The 20,040-nt window shown below is 71.7% G+C and carries 17 protein-coding genes and 1 tRNA gene; 7 read left to right on the top strand and 11 right to left on the bottom strand.

Annotated features, from left to right (window positions below):
* Positions 1-26: 26 nt before the first annotated feature.
* The 5 genes from zapE to G5B56_RS03355 all read right to left on the bottom strand — a co-directional run bounded on the left by zapE (position 27) and on the right by G5B56_RS03355 (position 7,232).
* Positions 27-1,127 carry a cell division protein ZapE gene (gene zapE, locus G5B56_RS03375; RefSeq protein ID WP_029718325.1) on the bottom strand — a complete coding sequence of 367 codons (1,101 nt, stop codon included), beginning with the start codon at positions 1,125-1,127 and terminating at the stop codon, positions 27-29.
* A gap of 120 nt (positions 1,128-1,247) precedes the next feature.
* Entirely contained in the window at positions 1,248-2,666 is a 1,419-nt protein-coding gene (lpdA, locus tag G5B56_RS03370) for a dihydrolipoyl dehydrogenase (RefSeq protein ID WP_164962318.1), read from the bottom strand.
* 9 nt (positions 2,667-2,675) lie between these two features.
* Entirely contained in the window at positions 2,676-2,993 is a 318-nt protein-coding gene (locus G5B56_RS03365) for a PspC domain-containing protein (protein WP_164962317.1), read from the bottom strand.
* Between the two features lie 7 nt (positions 2,994-3,000).
* Positions 3,001-4,266, bottom strand: a complete 1,266-nt coding sequence (odhB, locus tag G5B56_RS03360; RefSeq protein WP_164962316.1) for a 2-oxoglutarate dehydrogenase complex dihydrolipoyllysine-residue succinyltransferase — start codon at positions 4,264-4,266, stop codon at positions 3,001-3,003.
* A 107-nt stretch (positions 4,267-4,373) separates the two neighbouring features.
* Positions 4,374-7,232: a 2-oxoglutarate dehydrogenase E1 component gene (locus G5B56_RS03355; RefSeq protein WP_164962315.1), complete on the bottom strand. Its 2,859-nt coding sequence runs from the start codon at positions 7,230-7,232 to the stop codon at positions 4,374-4,376.
* Between the two features lie 305 nt (positions 7,233-7,537).
* Between G5B56_RS03355 and G5B56_RS03350 the strand changes: the two genes are divergently transcribed.
* Complete coding sequence (locus G5B56_RS03350; protein ID WP_164962314.1) at positions 7,538-7,888, top strand: hypothetical protein; 351 nt, start codon at positions 7,538-7,540, stop codon at positions 7,886-7,888.
* 16 nt (positions 7,889-7,904) lie between these two features.
* Here the strand turns inward: G5B56_RS03350 and G5B56_RS03345 are convergent, their stop codons facing one another.
* The 5 genes from G5B56_RS03345 to G5B56_RS03325 all read right to left on the bottom strand — a co-directional run bounded on the left by G5B56_RS03345 (position 7,905) and on the right by G5B56_RS03325 (position 13,838).
* Entirely contained in the window at positions 7,905-8,858 is a 954-nt protein-coding gene (locus G5B56_RS03345; protein WP_164962313.1) for a nitronate monooxygenase family protein, read from the bottom strand.
* On the bottom strand, positions 8,858-10,633 hold the full coding sequence (locus G5B56_RS03340) for an acyl-CoA dehydrogenase (protein WP_164962312.1): 1,776 nt from the start codon (positions 10,631-10,633) through the stop codon (positions 8,858-8,860). Before G5B56_RS03340 ends, G5B56_RS03345 begins: the two co-directional genes overlap by 1 nt.
* A 61-nt stretch (positions 10,634-10,694) precedes the next feature.
* Complete coding sequence (locus G5B56_RS03335; RefSeq protein WP_164962311.1) at positions 10,695-11,627, bottom strand: electron transfer flavoprotein subunit alpha/FixB family protein; 933 nt, start codon at positions 11,625-11,627, stop codon at positions 10,695-10,697.
* 1 nt (position 11,628) lies between these two features.
* The gene (locus tag G5B56_RS03330) at positions 11,629-12,378 is read right to left on the bottom strand and encodes an electron transfer flavoprotein subunit beta/FixA family protein (protein ID WP_009859020.1); all 750 of its coding nucleotides are present in this window, start codon (positions 12,376-12,378) and stop codon (positions 11,629-11,631) included.
* A gap of 164 nt (positions 12,379-12,542) precedes the next feature.
* On the bottom strand, positions 12,543-13,838 hold the full coding sequence (locus tag G5B56_RS03325; RefSeq protein WP_164962310.1) for an MFS transporter: 1,296 nt from the start codon (positions 13,836-13,838) through the stop codon (positions 12,543-12,545).
* Positions 13,839-13,980: 142 nt separating this feature from the next.
* Here G5B56_RS03325 and G5B56_RS03320 point away from each other — a divergent pair, with 142 nt between their 5' ends.
* The 6 genes from G5B56_RS03320 to G5B56_RS03295 all read left to right on the top strand — a co-directional run bounded on the left by G5B56_RS03320 (position 13,981) and on the right by G5B56_RS03295 (position 19,925).
* On the top strand, positions 13,981-15,375 hold the full coding sequence (locus G5B56_RS03320; RefSeq protein ID WP_164962309.1) for a PLP-dependent aminotransferase family protein: 1,395 nt from the start codon (positions 13,981-13,983) through the stop codon (positions 15,373-15,375).
* Positions 15,376-15,535: 160 nt separating this feature from the next.
* A complete protein-coding gene (locus G5B56_RS03315) occupies positions 15,536-15,856 on the top strand; it encodes a BON domain-containing protein (protein WP_009859023.1) in 321 nt (106 codons plus the stop codon).
* Between the two features lie 115 nt (positions 15,857-15,971).
* Positions 15,972-16,625 carry a DUF3348 family protein gene (locus G5B56_RS03310; RefSeq protein WP_029718323.1) on the top strand — a complete coding sequence of 218 codons (654 nt, stop codon included), beginning with the start codon at positions 15,972-15,974 and terminating at the stop codon, positions 16,623-16,625.
* Positions 16,622-18,697, top strand: coding sequence for a DUF802 domain-containing protein (locus G5B56_RS03305; protein ID WP_164962308.1), 2,076 nt, complete (start codon positions 16,622-16,624; stop codon positions 18,695-18,697). The genes G5B56_RS03310 and G5B56_RS03305 overlap by 4 nt, the downstream gene beginning before the upstream one ends.
* Complete coding sequence (locus tag G5B56_RS03300) at positions 18,694-19,341, top strand: OmpA family protein (RefSeq protein WP_009859026.1); 648 nt, start codon at positions 18,694-18,696, stop codon at positions 19,339-19,341. Before G5B56_RS03305 ends, G5B56_RS03300 begins: the two co-directional genes overlap by 4 nt.
* Positions 19,338-19,925: a DUF2894 domain-containing protein gene (locus G5B56_RS03295; RefSeq protein ID WP_009859027.1), complete on the top strand. Its 588-nt coding sequence runs from the start codon at positions 19,338-19,340 to the stop codon at positions 19,923-19,925. Before G5B56_RS03300 ends, G5B56_RS03295 begins: the two co-directional genes overlap by 4 nt.
* Here the strand turns inward: G5B56_RS03295 and G5B56_RS03290 are convergent.
* Positions 19,926-20,017, bottom strand: a tRNA-Leu gene (locus G5B56_RS03290). It abuts the gene before it with no gap.
* Positions 20,018-20,040: the final 23 nt, after the last annotated feature.

Here is a 20,040-nt window from a genome sequence, read left to right as displayed (position 1 = left end):
CGAGCGCAGCATCACGGGGGCGCCCGTCAGGTCAGCGAGGTGTCGACCTCGCGGCGTTCGAGGCCCAGGTATTCGGCCGACTGCATCTCGCGCAGCCGCGAGACGGTGCGCGGGAACTCGTGCGCCAGCGGGCCGTCGGTGTACAGCGCCTCGGGCGGAGCCTCGGCCGAGACGAGGAACTTGACGCGCCGGTCGTAGAGCACGTCGACGAGCCAGGTGAAGCGCCGCGCCTCGCTGGCCAGCCGCGGCGGCATGCTGGGCACGTCCGACAGGATCAGCGTGTGAAAACGCGAGGCCAGCTCCAGATAGTCGTTCTGCGAACGCGGGCCACCGCACAGCGTCTTGAAGTCGAACCAGACCACGCCGCCGGCACGCCGGCGCGCACGCAGCTCGCGGTGCTCGATGTGCAGCAGCGGGTCTTCGTCGCGGGCCTCGGCCAGGCGCTCGAAGGCTTCGGCCAGCGCACGCTCGGCCGCGGCATCGGCCGGGCAGTGGTAAGTCTCGACGTGCTGCAGCGTGCGCTGGCGGTAGTCGATGCCCGCGTCGACGTCGACGACCTCCAGCTGCGTCTTCAGCAGCTCGATGGCCGGCAGGATGCGGTCGCGGTGCAGGCCGTTCGGGTACAGGCCGTCGGGGTGGAAGTTGGACGTCGTGACGATGCTGACGCGGTTGTCGAACAGCGCCTGCAGCAATCGGTGCAGGATCATCGCGTCGGTGACGTCGGCGACGTGGAACTCGTCGAAGCAGATCAGGCGGAAGCGCCGCGCGATGCGCCGGCCGAGTTCGTCCAGCGGGTCGGCGGTGCCCTTCAGGTCCTGCAGCTCGCGGTGCACCTCGCGCATGAACTCGTGGAAGTGCAGCCGCGTCTTGCGCACCAGCGGCACGGCCTGGAAGAAGCAGTCCATCAGGAAGCTCTTGCCGCGGCCGACACCGCCGACCATGTAGACGCCGCGCGGGATCGGCGGGCGCACCAGCAGCTTGGTGAGGCGGTTGCCGCGCCGCGCCTTGTAGTCGGCCCACTCGCGCTCGCAGCGCTCGAGCGCGTCGATGGCGCGCAGCTGCGCCGGGTCGGACTGGTAGCCGCGTTCGGCCAGCGTGGCCTCGTACAACGCTCGGACGCCGGACATGTGCGTGTCTTCGAGGGAGGATCGACAGGGTCGCGGATGCTAGCCGCCCGCGGCGGCCGCGAGGCTGCGGCCACGCAAGCGCACGCAGGGCTGGCCAAGGCCGCCCCGCGTGCACCGCACTCAGAAATTCAGCGTGCGCTTGTCGACGGCCAGCGCCGCTTCCTTCACCGACTCGGCCAGCGAGGGGTGGGCGTGGCAGATGCGCGCGATGTCCTCGCTGCTGGCCTTGAAGGCCATCGCGACGCAGGCCTCGGCGATCAGCTCGCTGGCCATCGGGCCGACGATGTGCACGCCGAGGATTTCGTCTGTGGTGGCGTCGGCGAGGAACTTGACCATGCCGGTCGTGTCGCCCAGCGCGCGCGCGCGGCCGTTGGCCATGAACGGGAAGCTGCCGGCCTTGTAGGCGCGGCCTTCGGCCTTGAGCTGCTGCTCGGTCTTGCCGACCCAGGCGATCTCGGGGCTGGTGTAGAGCACCCAGGGGATCAGGCCGAAGTCGACGTGGCCGTGCTGGCCGGCGATGCGTTCGGCGACCGCCACACCCTCTTCCTCGGCCTTGTGCGCCAGCATCGGCCCGCGCACGACGTCGCCGACCGCCCAGACGCCCGGCAGGTTGGTGCGGCACTCGTCGTCGACGACGATGGCGCCGCGTTCGTCGAGCTTCAGGCCCACGGCCTCGGGGTTCAGGCCGGTCGTGTTCGGCACCCGGCCGATGGAGACGATCAGCTTGTCGACGTCGAGCGTCTTCTCGGCGCCCTTGGCGTCGGCGTAGGCGACGCTGACGCCCTTGGCGCCGGTCTTGATCTCGCCGATCTTCACGCCCAGCTCGACCTTCAGGCCCTGCTTGGCAAACGCCTTCTGCGCCTCCTTGGCGATCTGCTCGTCGGCCGCGCCGAGGAAGGCCGGCAGCGCCTCGAGCACCTGCACCTCGGCGCCCAGGCGGCGCCAGACCGAGCCCATCTCCAGGCCGATGACACCGGCGCCGATGACACCCAGCTTCTTGGGCACCGCGCCGATGCGCAGCGCGCCGTCGTTGCTGAGGATCTTGTCCTCGTCGAACGGCAGGCCCGGCAGCGCGCGCGCGCTGGAGCCGGTGGCGACGACGACCTGCTTGGCCGTCAGCAGCTCGTCGCCGACCGCGATCTGGTAGCCGCCGTCGACCGCCTTCACGAACGAGCCGCGGCCGTGGAAGAAGCTCACCTTGTTCTTCTTGAACAGGTAGAGGATGCCGTCGTTGTTCTGCTTCACGACCTGGTCCTTGCGCGCGACCATCTTCGCGACGTCGATGGACAGGCTCTTCAGGCCGATGCCGTGCTCGGCGAAATGCTTGGCGGCATGCTCGTAGTGCTCGCTGGACTGCAGCAGCGCCTTGCTCGGGATGCAGCCGACGTTGGTGCAGGTGCCGCCCGGGGCCGGGCCGCCCTTGTCGTTCTTCCACTCGTCGATGCAGGCGGTGGTGAAGCCGAGCTGGGCAGCGCGGATCGCGGCGATGTAGCCGCCCGGGCCGCCGCCGATGACGATGACGTCGAAATTCTTGGACATGAGGTCTTTCTAGATGGGATCCTCGGGCACGAAGATCCACAGCAGCAGGTACAGCAGCACGCCGGTGCCGCCGAAGAGGGCCAGGCCGGCGGTGACGAGGCGCCAGATCCAGGCCTCGACGCCGGTGGCACGCGCCAGGCCGCCGCAGACACCGCCGAGCCAGCGGTCGCTGCGGCTGCGGCGCAGCCGGTTGACGGCGTCGAGGGCCGGCGCCGGCGCGGCCGCGCCGTCGAGCAGCCGCGCCTTGGCGCGAGCGAACTCCTCGTCGCTCAGCACGCCGCGCTGGCGCAGTTCGTCCAGGCGGGAGAGTTCGTCGGCCAGGCTCATCGTGCGCTCAGAGGTCGAACAGCAGACGCGACGGGTCTTCCAGCGCTTCCTTCATCGCCACCAGGCCCAGCACGGCTTCGCGGCCGTCGATGATGCGGTGGTCGTAGGACATCGCCAGGTAGTTCATCGGGCGCACGACGATCTGGCCGTTCTCGACCACGGCCCGGTCCTTGGTGGCGTGCACGCCGAGGATGGCGCTCTGCGGCGGGTTGATGATCGGCGTCGACAGCATCGAGCCGAAGACACCGCCGTTGCTGATCGAGAAGGTGCCGCCGGAGAGCTCTTCGATCGACAGCTTGCCGTCGCGGGCCTTGGCGCCGTACTCGGCGATCTTCTTCTCGATGTCGGCGAACGACATCTGGTCGGCGTTGCGCAGGATCGGCACCACCAGGCCGCGCGGCGAGCCGACGGCGATGCCGATGTCGAAGTAGCCGTGGTAGACGATGTCGTTGCCGTCGACCGAGGCGTTGAGCACCGGGTACTTCTTCAGCGCCGCGACCGCGGCCTTGACGAAGAAGGACATGAAGCCGAGCTTGACGCCGTGTTCCTTCTCGAAGCGCTCCTGGAAGCGCTTGCGCATCTCCATCAGCGGCGCCATGTTGACCTCGTTGAAGGTCGTCAGGATGGCGTTGGTGGCCTGCGACTGCAGCAGGCGCTCGGCGACGCGGGCGCGCAGGCGCGACATCGGCACACGCTGCTCGGGGCGCTCGCCGAGGTTGACCGCCGGCGCGGCCACCGGGGGCAGTGGCTTGGCGACGGCCGGGGCGGCGGGCGCGGCGACCGGCGCGGCGGCCTTCGGTGCAGCGGGCGCAGCCAGCGCGCCGAGCACGTCGCCCTTGGTGACGCGGCCGTCCTTGCCGGTGCCCGGCACCGAGCCGGAGGCGAGGTTGTTGTCGGCCATCAGCTTGGCGGCAGCCGGCATCGCGACGCCGGCCTTGGAACCGCCGGCGGCAGGCGCGGCCGCGGCGGCTGCCGGGGCGGCCGCAGCCGGCGCGGAGGCAGCGGCCGCGGGCGCGGCGGCGCCGGCCTTGGCCTCGGTGTCGATCCTGGCGATCAGCTGGTCGCTGGCGACGGTGGCACCGTCGGCCTCGACGAGCTCGGCCAGCACGCCGGCAGCCGGCGCCGGCACCTCGAGCACGACCTTGTCGGTCTCGATCTCGATCAGGATCTCATCGGCGGCGACGGCGTCGCCGGGCTTCTTCTTCCATTGCAGCAGGGTGGCTTCCGCGACCGATTCGGACAGTTGCGGGACCTTCACTTCAACGATTGCCATGGTCTATCTCGGTGTCTTGTTCGGGGCACCGCGGGGTGACAGGGCCGTCCAGGCCGTCGACCTCGCGGCGGGGCCGGGCGCTGCCACACGGCGCGCCCGGCACGCGCTCACTTGGTCAAAACAAAGCCCTTGAGCTTGCCGTAGGCCTGCTCGAGCAGCGCCTTCTGCTGCTCCTGGTGCAGGTGCGAGTAGCCGACCGCGGGCGAGGCGGACGGCGGCCGGCCGGCGTAGCCCAGCTTCTGGCCGTCGAGCATGTTCTCGTGCACGTAGTGCTGCACGAAGAACCACGCGCCCTGGTTCTGCGGTTCGTCCTGGCACCACACGACCTCGGTGGCGTTCGGGAAACGCTTCATCTCGGCGGCGAAGGCCTTGTGCGGGAACGGATAGAGCTGCTCGACGCGAATGATCGCGACGTCGGCGGCCTTCTTCTCCTCGCGCTTCCTGATCAGGTCGTAGACCACCTTGCCCGAGCAGCAGACGACACGCTTGACCTTGTCGGCCTCGGCATCCGGGTGCAGCGAGGTCATCACGGTGCGGAACTCGCCGCGCGTGAACTCGGTGAGCGGCGAGGTCGCGTCCTTGGCGCGCAGCAGCGACTTCGGCGAGAAGATCACCAGCGGCTTGCGGAACGGGCGCACCATCTGGCGGCGCAGCAGGTGGAAGATCTGGCTGGCCGAGGTCGGCTGCACGATCTGCATGTTGTTGTCGGCCGCCAGCTGCATGAAGCGCTCCAGGCGCGCCGAGCTGTGCTCGGGGCCCTGGCCTTCGTAGCCGTGCGGCAGCAGCATCACCAGGCCGTTGGCCCGGCCCCACTTCACTTCGCCGGAGGCGATGAACTGGTCGATGACGACCTGCGCGCCGTTGGCGAAGTCGCCGAACTGGGCTTCCCAGATCGTCAGCGTGTTCGGCTCGGCCGAGGCGTAGCCGTACTCGAAGCCGAGCACCGCTTCTTCGGACAGGATCGAGTCGATGACGACGAACGGCGCCTGGCCTTCGGCGACGTTCTGCAGCGGCACGTAGGTGCCGGTGTCCCACTTTTCGCGGTTCTGGTCGTGCAGCACGGCGTGGCGGTGCACGAAGGTGCCGCGGCCGCAGTCCTCGCCCGACAGGCGCACCGCGTAGCCGCTGGCCACCAGCGACGCGTAGGCCAGCGTCTCGCCCATGCCCCAGTCGACGTTGATCTCGCCGCGGCCCATCGCGGCGCGGTCGGCGAGCACCTTCTCGACCAGCGGGTGCACCTTGAACGTCGACGGCAGCGTCGTCACGCGTTCGGCCAGCCGCTTGATCTCGGCCAGCGGCAGCGCGGTGTCGGCGGCGTCGGTCCACTTCCGGCCGAGGTACGGGGCCCAGTCGACCGCGTACTTGCTCTTGAAGTTGGTCAGCACCGGGTTGATCGTGTGCCGGCCTTCGTCCATCGCGGCGCGGAAGGCCTTGACCATCTGGTCCGGGCCCTCGGGCGGCAGCACGCCCTGGGCGACGAGCTTGTCGCCGTAGAGCTTGCGCGTGCCCGGGTGCTGGGCGATCTTCTTGTACATCAGCGGCTGCGTCAGGCTCGGCGTGTCCTGTTCGTTGTGGCCGAGCTTGCGGAAGCAGACGATGTCGACGACGACGTCCTTCTTGAACTGCTGGCGGTAGTCCATCGCCAGCTGGGTGCACAGCACGACGGCCTCGGGGTCGTCGCCGTTCACGTGCAGCACCGGCGCCTCGATCATCTTGACGACGTCCGAGCAGTACAGCGTCGAGCGGCTGTCACGCGGGTCGCTGGTCGTGAAGCCGATCTGGTTGTTGACGACGAGGTGCAGCGTGCCGCCGGTGAAGTAGCCGCGCGTCTTGGCCAGCGCCAGCGTCTCCATCACGACGCCCTGGCCGGCGAAGGCCGCGTCGCCGTGCACCTGCACCGGCAGGACCTGGTTGCCCTGCGGGTCGCCGCGGCGGTCCATGCGCGCCTTGGCCGAACCTTCGACGACCGGGTTGACGATCTCCAGGTGCGAGGGGTTGAAGGCCAGGCTCAGGTGCACCGGGCCGCCGGCCGTCGAGACGTCGCTGGAGAAGCCCTGGTGGTACTTGACGTCACCGGCCGGCAGCGCCTCGGGCGCGGTGTGGTCGAACTCGGCGAACAGGTCCTTGGGCATCTTGCCCAGGGTGTTGACGAGCACGTTCAGGCGGCCGCGGTGGGCCATGCCGATGACGATCTCCTGCACGCCCTTCTCGCCGGCGCGCTGCACGAGTTCGTCCATCGACGCGATGAAGCTCTCGCCGCCTTCGAGCGAGAAGCGCTTCTGGCCGACGTACTTGGTGTGCAGGTAGCGCTCCAGGCCTTCGGCGGCGGTCAGGCGCTCGAGGATGTGCTTCTTCTCGTCGGCGGTGAAGCTGGGCTTGCTGCGCGAGGACTCCAGGCGCTCCTGCCACCAGCGCTTCTCGGCCGGGTCGGTGCAGTGCATGAACTCGACGCCGATCGTGCCGCAGTAGGTCTCGCGCAGGGCCTGCAGGATGTCCCGCAGGCTCATGTTCTCGGCCTTGCTGAAGTACGTGTTCGCGGCCGAGAACACGATGTCCATGTCCGACTCGCTCAGGTCGTAGAACGCCGGCTCGAGTTCGGGGATCTTCGGGCGCTCGGTGCGCTTGAGCGGGTCGAGGTCGGCCCAGCGCGAACCGAGGAAGCGGTAGGCCGCGATCAGGCTCTGGACGTGGACCTGCTTGCGCGCGACGGCGAGGTCGGCGGCGCTGGCCTTCAGCGCGAAGGCGTTGGCCTTGGCGCGCTGGGCGAAGGATTCGACGACCGGGGCGTGGGCGACGTCGCGGCTGTCGGAGCCGTCGACTGCGGGCACGTGCTGGAGGTTGTCGAAGTAGGCGCGCCAGTTGTCGGGCACGCTGCCGGGGTTGTCGAGGTAGGCCTCGTAGAGTTCCTCGACGTACGGGGCGTTGCCCCCGAACAGGTACGAATTCGACCTGTACTGCTGCATCATCTCTCGCGCACCTTTCGCCCCGGTTCCCAGGGCTACGATGGGTTGATCAACCTTCCGCGGCCCCGGCTTCACCGGTTGGCGGATTGCGACCCGCCTTGCTGCACATCTGACTCAGCAAGGGGACGGGAAGGACCAGACACGTTCCGTATCCAGCGAAGGACTGTAGCACTCGTGCGGATTTCGGGTGGGGCGATCTGATCCAGCGCAAACCCGGACGACCCCGTGCACGGCGTGGCAAATGGCACGCGGCGGCAGCCTTCATCGGCGCTTGGCGGCCCGGCGTCCGGGCGCACACTGCGCCGGCCATGTCCACCCGCCGCATCCTCATCGTTCCCGAGGCACCACCGAAGCCGACGGCCGGCGAGCCCTGCAACGGCTGCGGCGTCTGCTGCGCCGCCGAGCCCTGCCCGCTGGGCGTGTGGATCTCGCGCCGCCGCCACGGCGCCTGCGCGGCGCTGTTCTGGGCGGCCGAAGAAGGCCGCTACCGCTGCGGCGCGATCGCCGATCCCGGGCGCCATCTGCCGTGGCTGCCCGCGGCCTGGGCGGCGCGGCTGGCGCAGCGCTGGATCGCGGCCGGTGCCGGCTGCGACGCCGATTACGAGGTGCTGGACGCAGAACGGGCCGGCGACGCCGCGAACGGCGACCCGGCCCGCTAGCGTCGAGTGCGCAAGTTCAGGCCGCGAGGCCCAGGCGGCCCCGCGCCGCGACGTACTCGCGCGTCAACCGCGCGACCAGTTCGCCGGCCGGCAGCACCGCCTTCACGGCACCGATGCCCTGGCCGCAGCCCCAGATGTCCTTCCAGGCCTTGGCGCCGTCACCGCCGAAGTTCATCTTCGACGGGTCGCTCTCGGGCAGGTGGTCCGGGTCCAGCCCGGCGTTGCGGATCGACGGCTTCAGGTAGTTGCCGTGCACGCCGGTGAAGAGGTTGGAGTAGACGATGTCGTCGCTGTCGCAGTCGACGATGCACTGCTTGTAGGCCTCGGCGGCGCGCGCCTCCTCGGTGGCGATGAAGGCCGAGCCGATGTAGGCCAGGTCGGCGCCCATCGCCTGCGCGGCGAGCACCGCGTCGCCGGTGGCGATCGAGCCCGACAGCGCCAGCGGACCGTCGAACCAGGCGCGGATCTCCTGGATCAGCGCGAACGGGCTCTTGACGCCGGCATGGCCGCCGGCGCCCGCGGCCACGGCGATCAGGCCGTCGGCGCCCTTCTCCACCGCCTTGTGCGCGAAGGCGTTGTTGATGACGTCGTGCAGCACGATGCCGCCCCAGGCGTGCACCGCATCGTTGACGTCGGTGCGCGCACCCAGCGAGGTGATGACCAGCGGCACCTTGTAGCGCGCGCAGACCTCCAGGTCGTGCTCGAGCCGGTCGTTGCTCTTGTGCACGATCTGGTTGATCGCGAACGGCGCCGACTTGCGCTCGGGGTGGTCGCGGTCCCAGGCGGCCAGCGTCTCGGTGATCTCGGCCAGCCACTCGTCGAGCAACGAGGCCGGCCGGGCGTTGAGCGCCGGCATCGAGCCGACGATGCCGGCCTTGCACTGCTCGATGACGAGCTTGGGATTGCTGATGATGAACAGCGGCGAGCCGATGACCGGCAGCGCCAGGTGTTGCAGCACGGGCGGCAGCATCAGAAGGCCTCCAGTTCGAGCGCGGTGACCGACTCGGCGCCGTCGACGATGGCGTCGCGCAGCCCGCCGCAGCGCACCAGCAGGTGGTCGCCGTAGAAGCGCGCGGTGGCGATCTTGGCCTTCATGAACTCGGGATCCTCGCCGGCGGCCAGGCGCTGTTCGGCGACGAGCAGCGCCCGCGCCATCTGCCAGCCCGCCACCGCCGTGCCGGCCAGCATCAGATAGGGCACGCTGCCGGAGAACACGGCGTTCGGCTCGCTCTTCACCTTGGCGAGCACGAAGTCGACGACGTCGAGGAAGGCGCGGCGCGCGGCCCCCAGGTGGCGCGCCATCGCCAGTGCGGCGGCGCTGCCGGCCCCGTTCAGCTCGCCTTCGGTGGCTTCGATCTGCGCCGCGATCGCACGCGCGGTGGCGCCGCCGTCGCGCGCCGTCTTGCGGCCGACCAGGTCGTTGGCCTGGATCGCCGTCGTACCTTCGTAGATCGTCAGGATCTTCGCGTCGCGCAGGTGCTGCGCGGCGCCGGTCTCCTCGATGAAGCCCATGCCGCCGTGCACCTGCACGCCCAGGCTGGCGACGTCCAGGCTCATCTCGGTGGACAGGCCCTTCACCAGCGGAACCAGGAACTCGTAGAAGGCCTGGTTCTGCTTGCGCGCGGCGGCGTCCGGGTGTGCGTGCGCGGCGTCGTAGGCGGCCGCGGCCACCAGCGCCATCGCGCGGCAGCCTTCGGTGTGGGCGCGCATCGTCATCAGCATGCGGCGCACGTCGGGGTGGCGGATGATGGCCGAAGCCCCCGGCGTCGAGCCGTCGACCGGGCGGCTCTGCACGCGGTCGCGGGCGTAGGCCACGGCCTGCTGGTAGGCACGTTCGGCCAGCGCGATGCCCTGCACGCCGACGCCGAAGCGCGCGGCGTTCATCATGATGAACATGTACTCCAGGCCGCGGTTCTCTTCGCCGACGAGGTAGCCCACCGCACCCCCGTGGTCGCCGAACTGCAGCACCGCGGTCGGGCTGGCCTTGATGCCCAGCTTGTGCTCGATGCTGACGCAGTGCACGTCGTTGCGCGTGCCGTCGGCCAGGACCTTCGGGCAGACGAACAGCGAGATGCCCTTCACGCCTTCCGGCGCGCCGGTGACACGCGCGAGCACGAGGTGGACGATGTTCTCGGCCATGTCGTGTTCGCCCCAGGTGATGAAGATCTTCGTGCCGAAGACCTTGTACGTGCCGTCGCCCTGCGGCTCGGCGCGCGTGCGCACCAGCGACAGGTCGCTGCCGGCCTGCGGCTCGGTCAGGTTCATCGTGCCGGTCCAGCGCCCCGAGATCAGGTTCGGGATGTAGGCCTGCTGCATCTCGTGGCTGCCGGCGGTCAGCAGCGCCTCGATGGCGCCATCGCTGAGCAGCGGGCACAGCGCGAAGCTGATGCTGGCGCTGTTGACCATCTCTCCGCAGGCCGCGCCGATCAGCTTGGGCAGGCCCTGGCCGCCGAACTCCACCGGGTGCTGCAGCCCCTGCCAGCCGCCTTCGGCGAACTGCTGGAAGGCCTGCTTGAAGCCGGGCGTGGCGCGCACCTGGCCGTCGGCGAACGACGAGGGGTCGAGGTCACCGACACGGTTCAGCGGCGCGACGACGTTCTCGTTGAAGCGCGCGCACTCCTCCAGCACGGCGGCAGCGGTGTCGAAGCCGGCGTCCTCGAATCCGGGCAGCGCGGCGACGGCGTCGAGGCCGGCGAGTTCCTTCATCACGAACAGCATGTCCTTGACCGGGGCACGGTACGTCATGGTTTTCGTCTCCAGATGGAAAAAAGGCGCCACGGAGGGCGCCTCGGGATCTTGTTGTTCTTCAGAGGGCGGCGACCAGCTCCGGCACCGCGGCGAACAGGTCCGCCTCCAGGCCGTAGTCGGCGACGCTGAAGATCGGGGCCTCGGGATCCTTGTTGATCGCGACGATGACCTTGCTGTCCTTCATGCCCGCCAGGTGCTGGATCGCGCCGCTGATGCCGGCGGCGATGTAGAGCTGCGGCGCGACGATCTTGCCGGTCTGGCCGACCTGCCAGTCGTTGGGCGCGTAGCCCGCGTCGACCGCAGCGCGGCTGGCGCCGAGCGCGGCACCCAGCTTGTCGGCCAGCGGCGTCAGCACCTCGTTGAACTTGTCGCTGGAGCCCAGCGCGCGGCCGCCGGAGACGATGATCTTGGCGGCCGTCAGCTCGGGGCGGTCGCTGGTGGCGATCTCGCTGCCGACGTAGACCGAGAGGCCGGCATCGGCCACGGCCGCGATCGACTCGACCGCGGCACTGCCGCCGGTCGCCGCCGCGGCGTCGAAGCCGGTCGTGCGCACGGTGATGACCTTGATCACGTCGGCGCTCTGCACGGTGGCGATGGCGTTGCCGGCGTAGATCGGGCGCTCGAAGGTGTCGGCGGAGACGATCTTCGTCGCGTCGCTGATCTGGGCGACGTCCAGCAGCGCGGCGACGCGCGGCGCGACGTTCTTGCCGCCGGCGGTGGCCGGGAACAGCACGTGGCTGTAGTCCTTGGCGATGGCGACGACCTGGGCGGCGAGGTTCTCGGCCAGGCCATGGGCCAGCGCCGCGCCGTCGGCGTGCAGCACCTTGGCGACACCGGCGATCTGCGCCGCGGCCTGGGCCGCCGCGCCGGCGTTCTCGCCGGCGACCAGCAGGTGCACGTCGCCGCCGCAGGCCAGCGCCGCGGTGACGGTGTTCAGGGTCGCGCCCTTGACGGTCGCGTTGTCGTGTTCGGCAATGACGAGGACAGCCATCTCAGATCACCTTCGCTTCGTTCTTCAGCTTGGCCACCAGCGTGGCGACGTCGGGCACCTTGACGCCAGCGCCGCGCTTGGGCGGCTCGGCGACCTTCAGCGTCTTCAGCCGCGGCGTCACGTCGACACCCAGGTCGGCCGGCTTGACGGTCTCCAGCGGCTTCTTCTTGGCCTTCATGATGTTCGGCAGCGTGACGTAACGCGGCTCGTTCAGGCGCAGGTCGGCGGTGACGACGGCCGGCAGCTTGAGGTCCACGGTCTCGGCGCCGCCGTCGATCTCGCGCGCCACCTTGGCGCGGCCGTCGGCGATCTCGATCTTGCTGGCGAAGGTCGCCTGCGGCAGGCCGGCCAGCGCGGCCAGCATCTGGCCGGTCTGGTTGGCGTCGTCGTCGATCGCCTGCTTGCCGACGATGACGAGGCCCGGCTGCTCCTTGTCGACCAGCGCCTTCAGCAGCTTGGCGACGGCAAGCGGCTGCAGCTCTTCGGTGGTCTCGACGAGGATCGCGCGGTCGGCGCCGATCGCCATCGCGGTGCGCAGCGTCTCCTGGCACTGCGTGACGCCGCAGGACACGACGACGATCTCGGTCGCGACGCCCTTCTCCTTCAGACGCACGGCCTCCTCGACGGCGATCTCGTCGAAGGGGTTCATGCTCATCTTGACGTTGGCGATGTCGACCCCGGTGCCGTCGCTCTTCACGCGGACCTTGACGTTGTAATCGACCACCCGCTTGACGGGGACCAGCACCTTCATGCCTCAGCTCCTGGGAGTTGACGTTGACGTTACCCGACGATTCTAGTGGGGGGTTCCCGAACGCATCGACCGGAGCCCCCAGAAATCGAACGATCGTTCTATTTTGGGCGAACCCCATCAGGGTGAACACTAGGATTCCCCCTGCCCCGAGGCCCGCGCCAGATTCAGGAACGCGTAAACGCCCGAGGGTAATGGCGGCCGTACCAGCCACGCGCGCCCTCGTGGTCCTGGCGAAGGAAGTGCGCCAGCCCCGGCACCGCCATCAGCAACAGGCCGCTGAAGGCAAAACCCGCCGCCAGCATCAGGTAGACCGTCGGCACCGCGACGACCCCCAGCAGCGCGCCGCCGAGCGCCGGCGCGAGTGCCGCCGCCAGATGGGCGATCGCCAGGTGCGCCGCACTCATGCGGGCGCGGTAGTCGTCGGGCATCGCCAGCATGCGGTGCGTCTGGCCGACCAACTGCGTCACCGACAGCGCCAGGCCGATGACGGCGAACAGCGCGACCAGCAGCGGCGCCCGCTCGCCCCAGCCGACGCCGGCGATCGCCGCAGCGCAGGCGAGCGTCGCGACGGCGAGCGCCCGCAGCCGCCCGACGCGTTCGATCAGCGCCGGCGCCAGCCCGGCGACACCGGCCAGCAACCCCAGCGACAGCGCCCCGCTGCAGGCCCCGAACCACGCCGCCGACAGCCCCAGCCCCTGGATGCGCAGCGGCAGCAGCAGCCCGGTGGCCGGCAGCAGGCACAGCATCATCAAGGCGCCGACCAGCGTCCACCAGCGGTCCAGCCGCACCTGCCACTTGGCACGCAGGCCGTCGGCCATCTCGTCGAACCAGCCGCGGCCGGGCGCAGCGCCGGCCGGCCGCACGGTCGAACCGACATTCCAGGCCGCGAGCGCCGCCACGCCGAACAGCAGCAGGTTCAGCAGCATCGCGGCCGGCAAGCCCGCGGCGGCCAGCACGACGCCGCCCACGCCCGGCCCGAGCAGCCCGCCGAGCGCCTGGGCGCCGCGACGCCAGCGGATCGCCGCCGGCAGTTCGTCCGCCGGCACCAGCTCGGGCAGGATGCTCGCCTCGGCCGGCCACAGCAGCGCCGTCGCCGCCACCGACAGCAGGCTGCAGAGGCAGATCAGCCGCAGGTCGTAGACGCCGGCCCCGCACAGCAGCGTGATGGCCAGAGCATCGAGCACCAGCACCAGCTTGCCCAGGCGGATCAGCCGCCGCTTGGGCCAGCGGTCGCCGGCCGGAGACAGCAGCGGCGTCGCCAGCAGCGCCGCCAGCGCGGTGACCGCGCCGTAGCGCGCCAGCGCGTCAGCACCACCTTCGCGGCTGATCCACCAGGCCAGCGCCAGATGCATGGCCGCGGCGGCCAGCAGCCCGAACAGCTCGCCCAGCATCAGCCGGCGCACCGGCACCGGAATCGAGCGCCAGGCGGCGGGCAGGGTCGGGAGCAGGCGTTCCGTCATGGCACTGCACTCTAGGCAGCGCGGCCGGCGTGCGTAAGCCACAGCAGCCGCCTCCGGCGCCGCATGCAGCGGCCGCTGTATCGACCCAGGCGACGGATCTCTGTATCGATCCAGAAGCGCTGCATCGGCGTATCGTCACGCCATGCCCGAACGCCCCACCCGCTACCGCAGCCTGGCCGAGGACCTGGCGCGTGCGCTGCACGAAGGACGCTACCCGCCGGGCTCGCAACTGCCGTCGGTGCGCCAGCTCTGCGCCGAACACGGCGCCAGCCTGGCGACCGTCACGCACGCGCTGCACGAGCTGGAGGACGCCGGGCTGATCGAGGCGCGCGCGCGGCGCGGCCACTTCGTGCGCGGCGCGGTGCGCGCGCCGGTGCCGGCCGGCGGCGAGGCGCTGGAACTCGAAGGCCGGCGCAAGCGCCTGATCGAGCTGGCGACGACACGGCCCGACAGCCTGTCGCTGAGCCATCTGGCGCTGCCGGCGGCGCTGCTGCCGCTGCCGGCGCTGCAGCGCCATCTGCAGCTGGCGCTGGCGGCCGACCGCACGCTGCTGGCGATCGGCAGCGTCTACGGCAGCGAGGCGCTGCGCCGGGCGCTGGCGCACCGCATGCTGCGCGCCGGCTGCGCGGTCGACGCCGAGGACGTCGTCGTCACGCACGGCGAAGGCGAGGCGCTGGAGCTCTGCCTGCGGCTGCTCACCCGCCCCGGCGACACCGTCGCGGTGCCCGAGCCGGCGTCGCCGCGCACGCTGGAACTCGTCGCCAGCCTGGGCCTGAAGCCGCTGGCGATCCCGGCGCCGCAGGACGGCGGCTTCTCGGTGCCGGCGCTGGCCTTCGCGCTGCAGCACCACGACGTGCGCTGCTGCATCGCCGAGCCCAGCTTCGACAGCGTGCGCGGCAGCCGCATGCCCCACGCGGCGCGCGAGCAGCTCGCCGCGCTGCTGCGCCAGCACCGCCTGCCGCTGATCGAGTGCGAGCTGATGGGCGAGCTGCAGCGCACCGGAGAGCGCCCGCGCCCGGTCAAGGCCTGGGACGACGACGACCGGGTGCTGTACTGCGCCAGCCTGGCCTGCGTCACCGGGCCGGGCATCAGCGTCGGCTGGGTGGCCAGCCGGCGCCACCGGCTGCAGCTGCGCGCCGCGCGCGCGGTGCACGGCGAGCTGCTGTCGCCGCTGACCGACGCCGCGCTGGCCGGCTTCCTGGCCGACCGCGGCTACGAGACCCATTTGCGCCGGCTGCGGCGAATTCTGGCGACGCAGACCGAGGCCTGGGTGGCGGCGGCGCGCCGCTGGCTGCCGCCCGGCACACGCGTCACGCCGGGCGAAGGGGGCTACGTGATCTGGGTCGAACTGCCGGCGGGCGCCGACAGCGCCGCGCTGCTGCCGCGGCTGCGCGAGCGCGGCTACGGCTTCGTGCCGGGGGCGGCATTCGGCAGCGGCGCGGCGCTGGCCGGCGGGCTGCGGCTGAGCACCGCCCATCCGCTGGACGCCGAGCGCGAGGAGGGGCTGCGACAACTCGGCGCGCTGCTCGGCGGCTGAGCGTCGGCTGTCGGACACGTCCGACAGCGCGGCACGCGGGTGCACCGACAGCCGGTCGCGCCCGAGCCCCACGCCGGCGGCACCGGCGCGAGGACACGATGCTGCTCACGAAAGCCGCCGGCTGCGGCCTTCGCCACGAGGAACAAGGAGAACGCATCGCATGAACACCATCCGAAACACGCTCGCCGCCACGATCACGGCCGTCGCCGCCCTCGTCGTCCTGCCGGGCTGCGCCGTCACGCGCGACCAGAGCACCGTCGGCGAATACATCGACGACAGCGCGATCACCACCGCCGTGAAGGCCAGGTTCGTCGAGGACAAGACCGTCGACGCCTCCGCCATCAGCGTCGAGACGCTGCGTGGCGAGGTGATGCTGTCGGGCTTCGCCAAGTCGGGCACGGAAAAGGAGCGTGCCGAGACGCTGGCGCGCAGCGTCAAGGGCGTCAAGCAGGTGAAGAACAAGCTCGAGGTGCGCGGCTGAACTTCGGCCTGCCGCCACGACGGGCGCCTTCGGGCGCCCTTTCTTTTGCCCGCGCCGGCCGCCCGGCGGCGCAGGCGGTACACTGCGCGCCCTTTACCGATCCTTCGACTGGCTCATGCTGCACGGGTCTGCCAGCCCGGGCGTTGCCGGTTCGGAGCTCACCCGCCTCCTCGCCCGTCTTGCCGACGGGCCGCCGGCCGAAGGGCGACCCGCCTTCGCCGAGCGACTGGGCCACTGGCTCGGATGGGCGGGCGCCATCTCGCTCGCTTCGGCGCTCTCCGCCGGACAGGCCGTGCCCGCCGCGGGCCGCACGGCCGGCAGCGAGGACGCGGACTTCCGGCGCGTGTGCGCGGCCCTGGAGGCGGCGATTGCCGCCGGGCCCGCCGAGCCGGCCACGAGCCCGGACGACTTCGGCCCGTTCCATCGCCACTGCCTGGGGCTCCAGCAGGGCATGCACGACGCCGTCGCCGCGCTGCGGCGGCGGCTGCGTGACGCCTTGTCGCGGCGCTCGGCAGCGCTGGCACGCGTCGCGGCGATCGACGCCGCGCTGGAGCCGGCGCTGGCGGCGCAGGAACGCCGCGTGCTGGCGCTGGTGCCGCAGCGGCTGATGGCGCATTTCGAGCGCCTGGGCCGCGAACACGGCGACGACGCGGGCTGGCTGGCCGCCTTCCGCGAGGATCTGGACGAGGTGATGCGGGCCGAACTGGCGCACCGGCTGCTGCCGGCGCAAGGCCTGCTGCAGACGCTGCACGATCACGAGGCGAGATGAACCGACTGCTTCCCCACGCGGCCTTCGCTGCCGGCATGCTGGCCCTGATCTGGGTCGGCGCCGGTTATGGCGCCTCCAACCCGCTGGCGCTGACGCTGGTGGCCCTGATCGCGGTCTTCTTCATCGTCGGCGCACTCGAACTGCGGCGCTTCGCCGCCGAGACCGAGGCGCTGAACGCCCAGCTCGGCGCGACGACGGCCGAGCCGCCGTCGCTGGCCGCCTGGCTGGACGGCGTGCCGGCAGGGCTGCGCGACACCGTGCGCCTGCGTGTCGAAGGCGAACGCGCCGCGCTGCCCGGCCCGGCGCTGGTGCCCTACCTCGCCGGCCTGCTGGTGCTGCTGGGCATGCTCGGCACCTTCCTCGGCATGGTCGTCACGCTGCAGGGCACCGGCCAGGCGCTGGAGCACGCCGCCGACGTCGAGGCGATCCGCGCCTCGCTGGCGGCGCCGGTGCGCGGCCTGGGGCTGGCGTTCGGCAGCTCGGTGGCCGGCGTCGCCGCGTCGGCGATGCTGGGGCTGATGTCGGCGCTGCTGCGACGCGAACGCCGCCGTGCCGGCCGCCGGCTCGACGCCGTGATCGCCGGCCCGCTGCGCGCCTTCTCGCGCACGCAGCAGCGCGAAGCCTCGCTGGCGCTGCTGCAGGCCCAGGCGCAATGGCTGCCGGCGCTTGCCGAGCGGCTTCAGGCGCTGGCGACGACGATCGAGGAACGCGGCCGCACGCTGGACGAGCGCCTGCTCGCCGGCCAGCAGCGTTTCCATGACGACGCCGGCCAGGCCTGGCGCGAGTTGTCGGCCACCGTCGCCACGACGCTGGCCGAGACCGCCGCCGCCAGTGCCCGGCAAGCCGCTGCGGCGGTCGAGCCGGCGGTTCAGTCGACGATGGCGGCGCTGGAGCGCCAGTCGGTGACGCTGAACGAGACGCTGCGAGGCCAGGTGCAGCAGCATCTGGCCGGCGTCGCCGAACGCCTGGACGCCACGGCCGAACGCCTGGCCGAACACGGCCGCGAGGCGCTGGACGCGCAGCAGGCGCGCCAGCAGGCCCAGCTCGACCGCCTGGGCGCGGCGCTGGAACGTTTCGGCGGCGACCTGCAGACACGCTCGGCGACGCTGCTCGACGGCCTGGACGCCCGGCTGCAGGCCGGCACCGAACGCTGGTCCGCCGCCTGGCAGCAGACGCTGGCAACCCAGCACGACGCCCAGGCCGCACTGGCCGCCGCCGGCCGCGAGACCGTCGCCGCGGCCGGCGAGGTGCTGCAGCGCCACGCCGCCACGCTGCAGGCCGAACTGGCCGCGGCCCGCGCTGCCGCCGACGAAACCGCCGCTGCCCGCGAAGCCGAACGCCGCGCAGCGATGGAGACCACGCTGCAGGCGCTGGCCGAGCGACTGGCCGACGAGACACGCCGTGCCGCCGCCGACGCCGCCGGCCACCAGCAGCGTGTCTGCGCCGCGCTGGACGCCGCCGCCGACGCCGTCTCGGCACGCACGCGCGAGCAGGCCGAGGCGACGATCGCCCAGATCGGCCGCCTGGTGCAGGCCGCTGGCGAGGCGCCGCGCGCCGCCGCCGAGGTCATCGCCGAGCTGCGCCAGGCGCTGTCGGACAGCCTGGTGCGCGACAACGCGGCGCTGGAAGAACGCAACCGCCTGCTGGGCACGCTGGGCGAACTGCTCGACACCGTGCAGCGCGCCGGGCACGAGCAGCGCGAGACCATCGCCTCGCTGGTCGAGAGCACCGGCACGCTGCTGGAAGACGCCGGCAAACGCTTCGCCGCCCAGGTCGAGAGCGAAGCCCAGGCGCTGCGCACGACCGCGGCCCAGGTCGAGGCCGGCGCCGGCGAACTCGCCGCGCTGGGCGAAGGTTTCGGCCAGGCGGTCGAGCTCTTCGCGCGCAGCAGCGAGCAGACGACGGCGCAGTTGCAGCGCATAGAGGCCGCGCTCGCCCAGGCCGGCGCGCGCAGCGACGAGCAGCTCGCCTACTACGTCGCCCAGGCGCGCGAGATCGTCGACCTGACGCTGGGCGCCCAGCAGCAGGCGGTGGCCGCGCTGCAGCGCCGCGCCGCCGAGGCCGGGGCATGACCGCCGACGACGAGATCGACGGCGACGCCGAACACGGCGCGCCGGTCTGGGCGGTTTTCGGCGACCTGATGTCGGGGCTGCTCGGCGCCTTCGTGCTGATCCTGGTCTGCGCCATCGGGCTGCAGCTGGACCTGGCCGAACGCCTGCGCGCCGAGGTGCAGCAGCGCCAGGCCGAGGCCCAGCGCCGCGAGGCGCTGGAGCACGCGCTGGCCGTCCCGCTGGCCGCCGGCCGCGTGACGCTGGCCGGCGGGCGCATCGGCATCAGCGGCAACGTGCTGTTCGCCTTCAACTCCGCCGAGCTGCAGCCCGAGGGACGCCAGTTGCTGAAGAGCCTGGCCGGCCCGCTGGCGGCCTATCTGTCGGCGCGCGACGAGGTGCTGATGGTCAGCGGCTTCACCGACGACCGGCAGGTGCGCGACGGCGGCCGGGCGCGTTTTGCTGACAACTGGGAGTTGTCGGCCCAGCGTGCGCTGACGGTGACACGCGCGCTGATCGAGGACGGCGTGCCGTCGTCGGCGGTGTTCGCCGCGGCCTTCGGCGCCGAGCAGCCGGTGGCCTCGAACGCCGACGCCGCCGGGCGCGCCTTGAACCGGCGTGTCGAGATCGCGCCGACGCCGCGGCGGGCGGCCGACACGGCTCGATGAACGCAGCGGCCGACGAAGACGTATTCGCGGCGCTGGCCGCGCGCCGCGCCGTGCCCGGCGCCGAGCCGGTCGCACTGGCCGTCGCCGAAGCGCTGGCGCGCCGTGCCGCGGCGGCCGAAGGCGAGACGCGACGGCTGCTGCTGGCGCAGTTGCAGCGGCGCATCGACGCCATTGCCAACGTGCCGCCTGCCGCGCCCGCCGCCGCATTGCCGCCGCCCTGGGCCGGCCTGTCGTCGCTGGTCGACCGCCTGGGCCGCGCCGAAGCGCCGCCGCCACGCCGCCAGGTGCGCGCGCCGGCGCCGCCGCTGCTGAAGACCGTCGCCGCGCTGCAGCCCACCGTCGGCCGGCTGAAGACCGAGCACCGCTTGCGCCAGGCGCGTGCCCAGGTACCCGAGAACGCCGGGCCGCTGCATTCGTCGCGTGTGGTCCACCGCATGCTGCAGACGCTGCACGCCGACGCGCCGGCCTATCTGCAGGCACTGAGCGCCAGCGTCGAGGCGCTGGCCGAGCTGGAGAGGGCGTTCGAAGCCGGCCTGCGGCCGGCGGGGCGCGAAGCGCGAGGCGAGAGACGCCGTCAGCGCTGATGGTGCCCGGAGCGGGGATCGAACCCGCATGCCCTCTTTCGAGAGGCGGCGGAGTTTAAGTCCGCTGCGTCTGCCAGTTTCGCCATCCGGGCGGCTGACCGGGTTCTCGATGGAC

Source organism: Rubrivivax sp. JA1026, from assembly GCF_011065555.1.
GTDB lineage: Bacteria > Pseudomonadota > Gammaproteobacteria > Burkholderiales > Burkholderiaceae_C > Rubrivivax > Rubrivivax benzoatilyticus.
This window is presented reverse-complemented; position numbering and strand designations above follow the sequence as displayed.

What these genes read in the sequence shown, in the direction of transcription:
- zapE (WP_029718325.1), bottom strand. Translation starts at nt 1,127, where the DNA reads ATGTCCGGCGTCCGAGCGTTGTACGAGGCCACGCTGGCCGAACGCGGC.
- lpdA (WP_164962318.1), bottom strand. Translation starts at nt 2,666, where the DNA reads ATGTCCAAGAATTTCGACGTCATCGTCATCGGCGGCGGCCCGGGCGGC.
- G5B56_RS03365 (WP_164962317.1), bottom strand. Translation starts at nt 2,993, where the DNA reads ATGAGCCTGGCCGACGAACTCTCCCGCCTGGACGAACTGCGCCAGCGC.
- odhB (WP_164962316.1), bottom strand. Translation starts at nt 4,266, where the DNA reads ATGGCAATCGTTGAAGTGAAGGTCCCGCAACTGTCCGAATCGGTCGCG.
- G5B56_RS03355 (WP_164962315.1), bottom strand. Translation starts at nt 7,232, where the DNA reads ATGATGCAGCAGTACAGGTCGAATTCGTACCTGTTCGGGGGCAACGCC.
- G5B56_RS03350 (WP_164962314.1), top strand. Translation starts at nt 7,538, where the DNA reads ATGTCCACCCGCCGCATCCTCATCGTTCCCGAGGCACCACCGAAGCCG.
- G5B56_RS03345 (WP_164962313.1), bottom strand. Translation starts at nt 8,858, where the DNA reads ATGCTGCCGCCCGTGCTGCAACACCTGGCGCTGCCGGTCATCGGCTCG.
- G5B56_RS03340 (WP_164962312.1), bottom strand. Translation starts at nt 10,633, where the DNA reads ATGACGTACCGTGCCCCGGTCAAGGACATGCTGTTCGTGATGAAGGAA.
- G5B56_RS03335 (WP_164962311.1), bottom strand. Translation starts at nt 11,627, where the DNA reads ATGGCTGTCCTCGTCATTGCCGAACACGACAACGCGACCGTCAAGGGC.
- G5B56_RS03330 (WP_009859020.1), bottom strand. Translation starts at nt 12,378, where the DNA reads ATGAAGGTGCTGGTCCCCGTCAAGCGGGTGGTCGATTACAACGTCAAG.
- G5B56_RS03325 (WP_164962310.1), bottom strand. Translation starts at nt 13,838, where the DNA reads ATGACGGAACGCCTGCTCCCGACCCTGCCCGCCGCCTGGCGCTCGATT.
- G5B56_RS03320 (WP_164962309.1), top strand. Translation starts at nt 13,981, where the DNA reads ATGCCCGAACGCCCCACCCGCTACCGCAGCCTGGCCGAGGACCTGGCG.
- G5B56_RS03315 (WP_009859023.1), top strand. Translation starts at nt 15,536, where the DNA reads ATGAACACCATCCGAAACACGCTCGCCGCCACGATCACGGCCGTCGCC.
- G5B56_RS03310 (WP_029718323.1), top strand. Translation starts at nt 15,972, where the DNA reads ATGCTGCACGGGTCTGCCAGCCCGGGCGTTGCCGGTTCGGAGCTCACC.
- G5B56_RS03305 (WP_164962308.1), top strand. Translation starts at nt 16,622, where the DNA reads ATGAACCGACTGCTTCCCCACGCGGCCTTCGCTGCCGGCATGCTGGCC.
- G5B56_RS03300 (WP_009859026.1), top strand. Translation starts at nt 18,694, where the DNA reads ATGACCGCCGACGACGAGATCGACGGCGACGCCGAACACGGCGCGCCG.
- G5B56_RS03295 (WP_009859027.1), top strand. Translation starts at nt 19,338, where the DNA reads ATGAACGCAGCGGCCGACGAAGACGTATTCGCGGCGCTGGCCGCGCGC.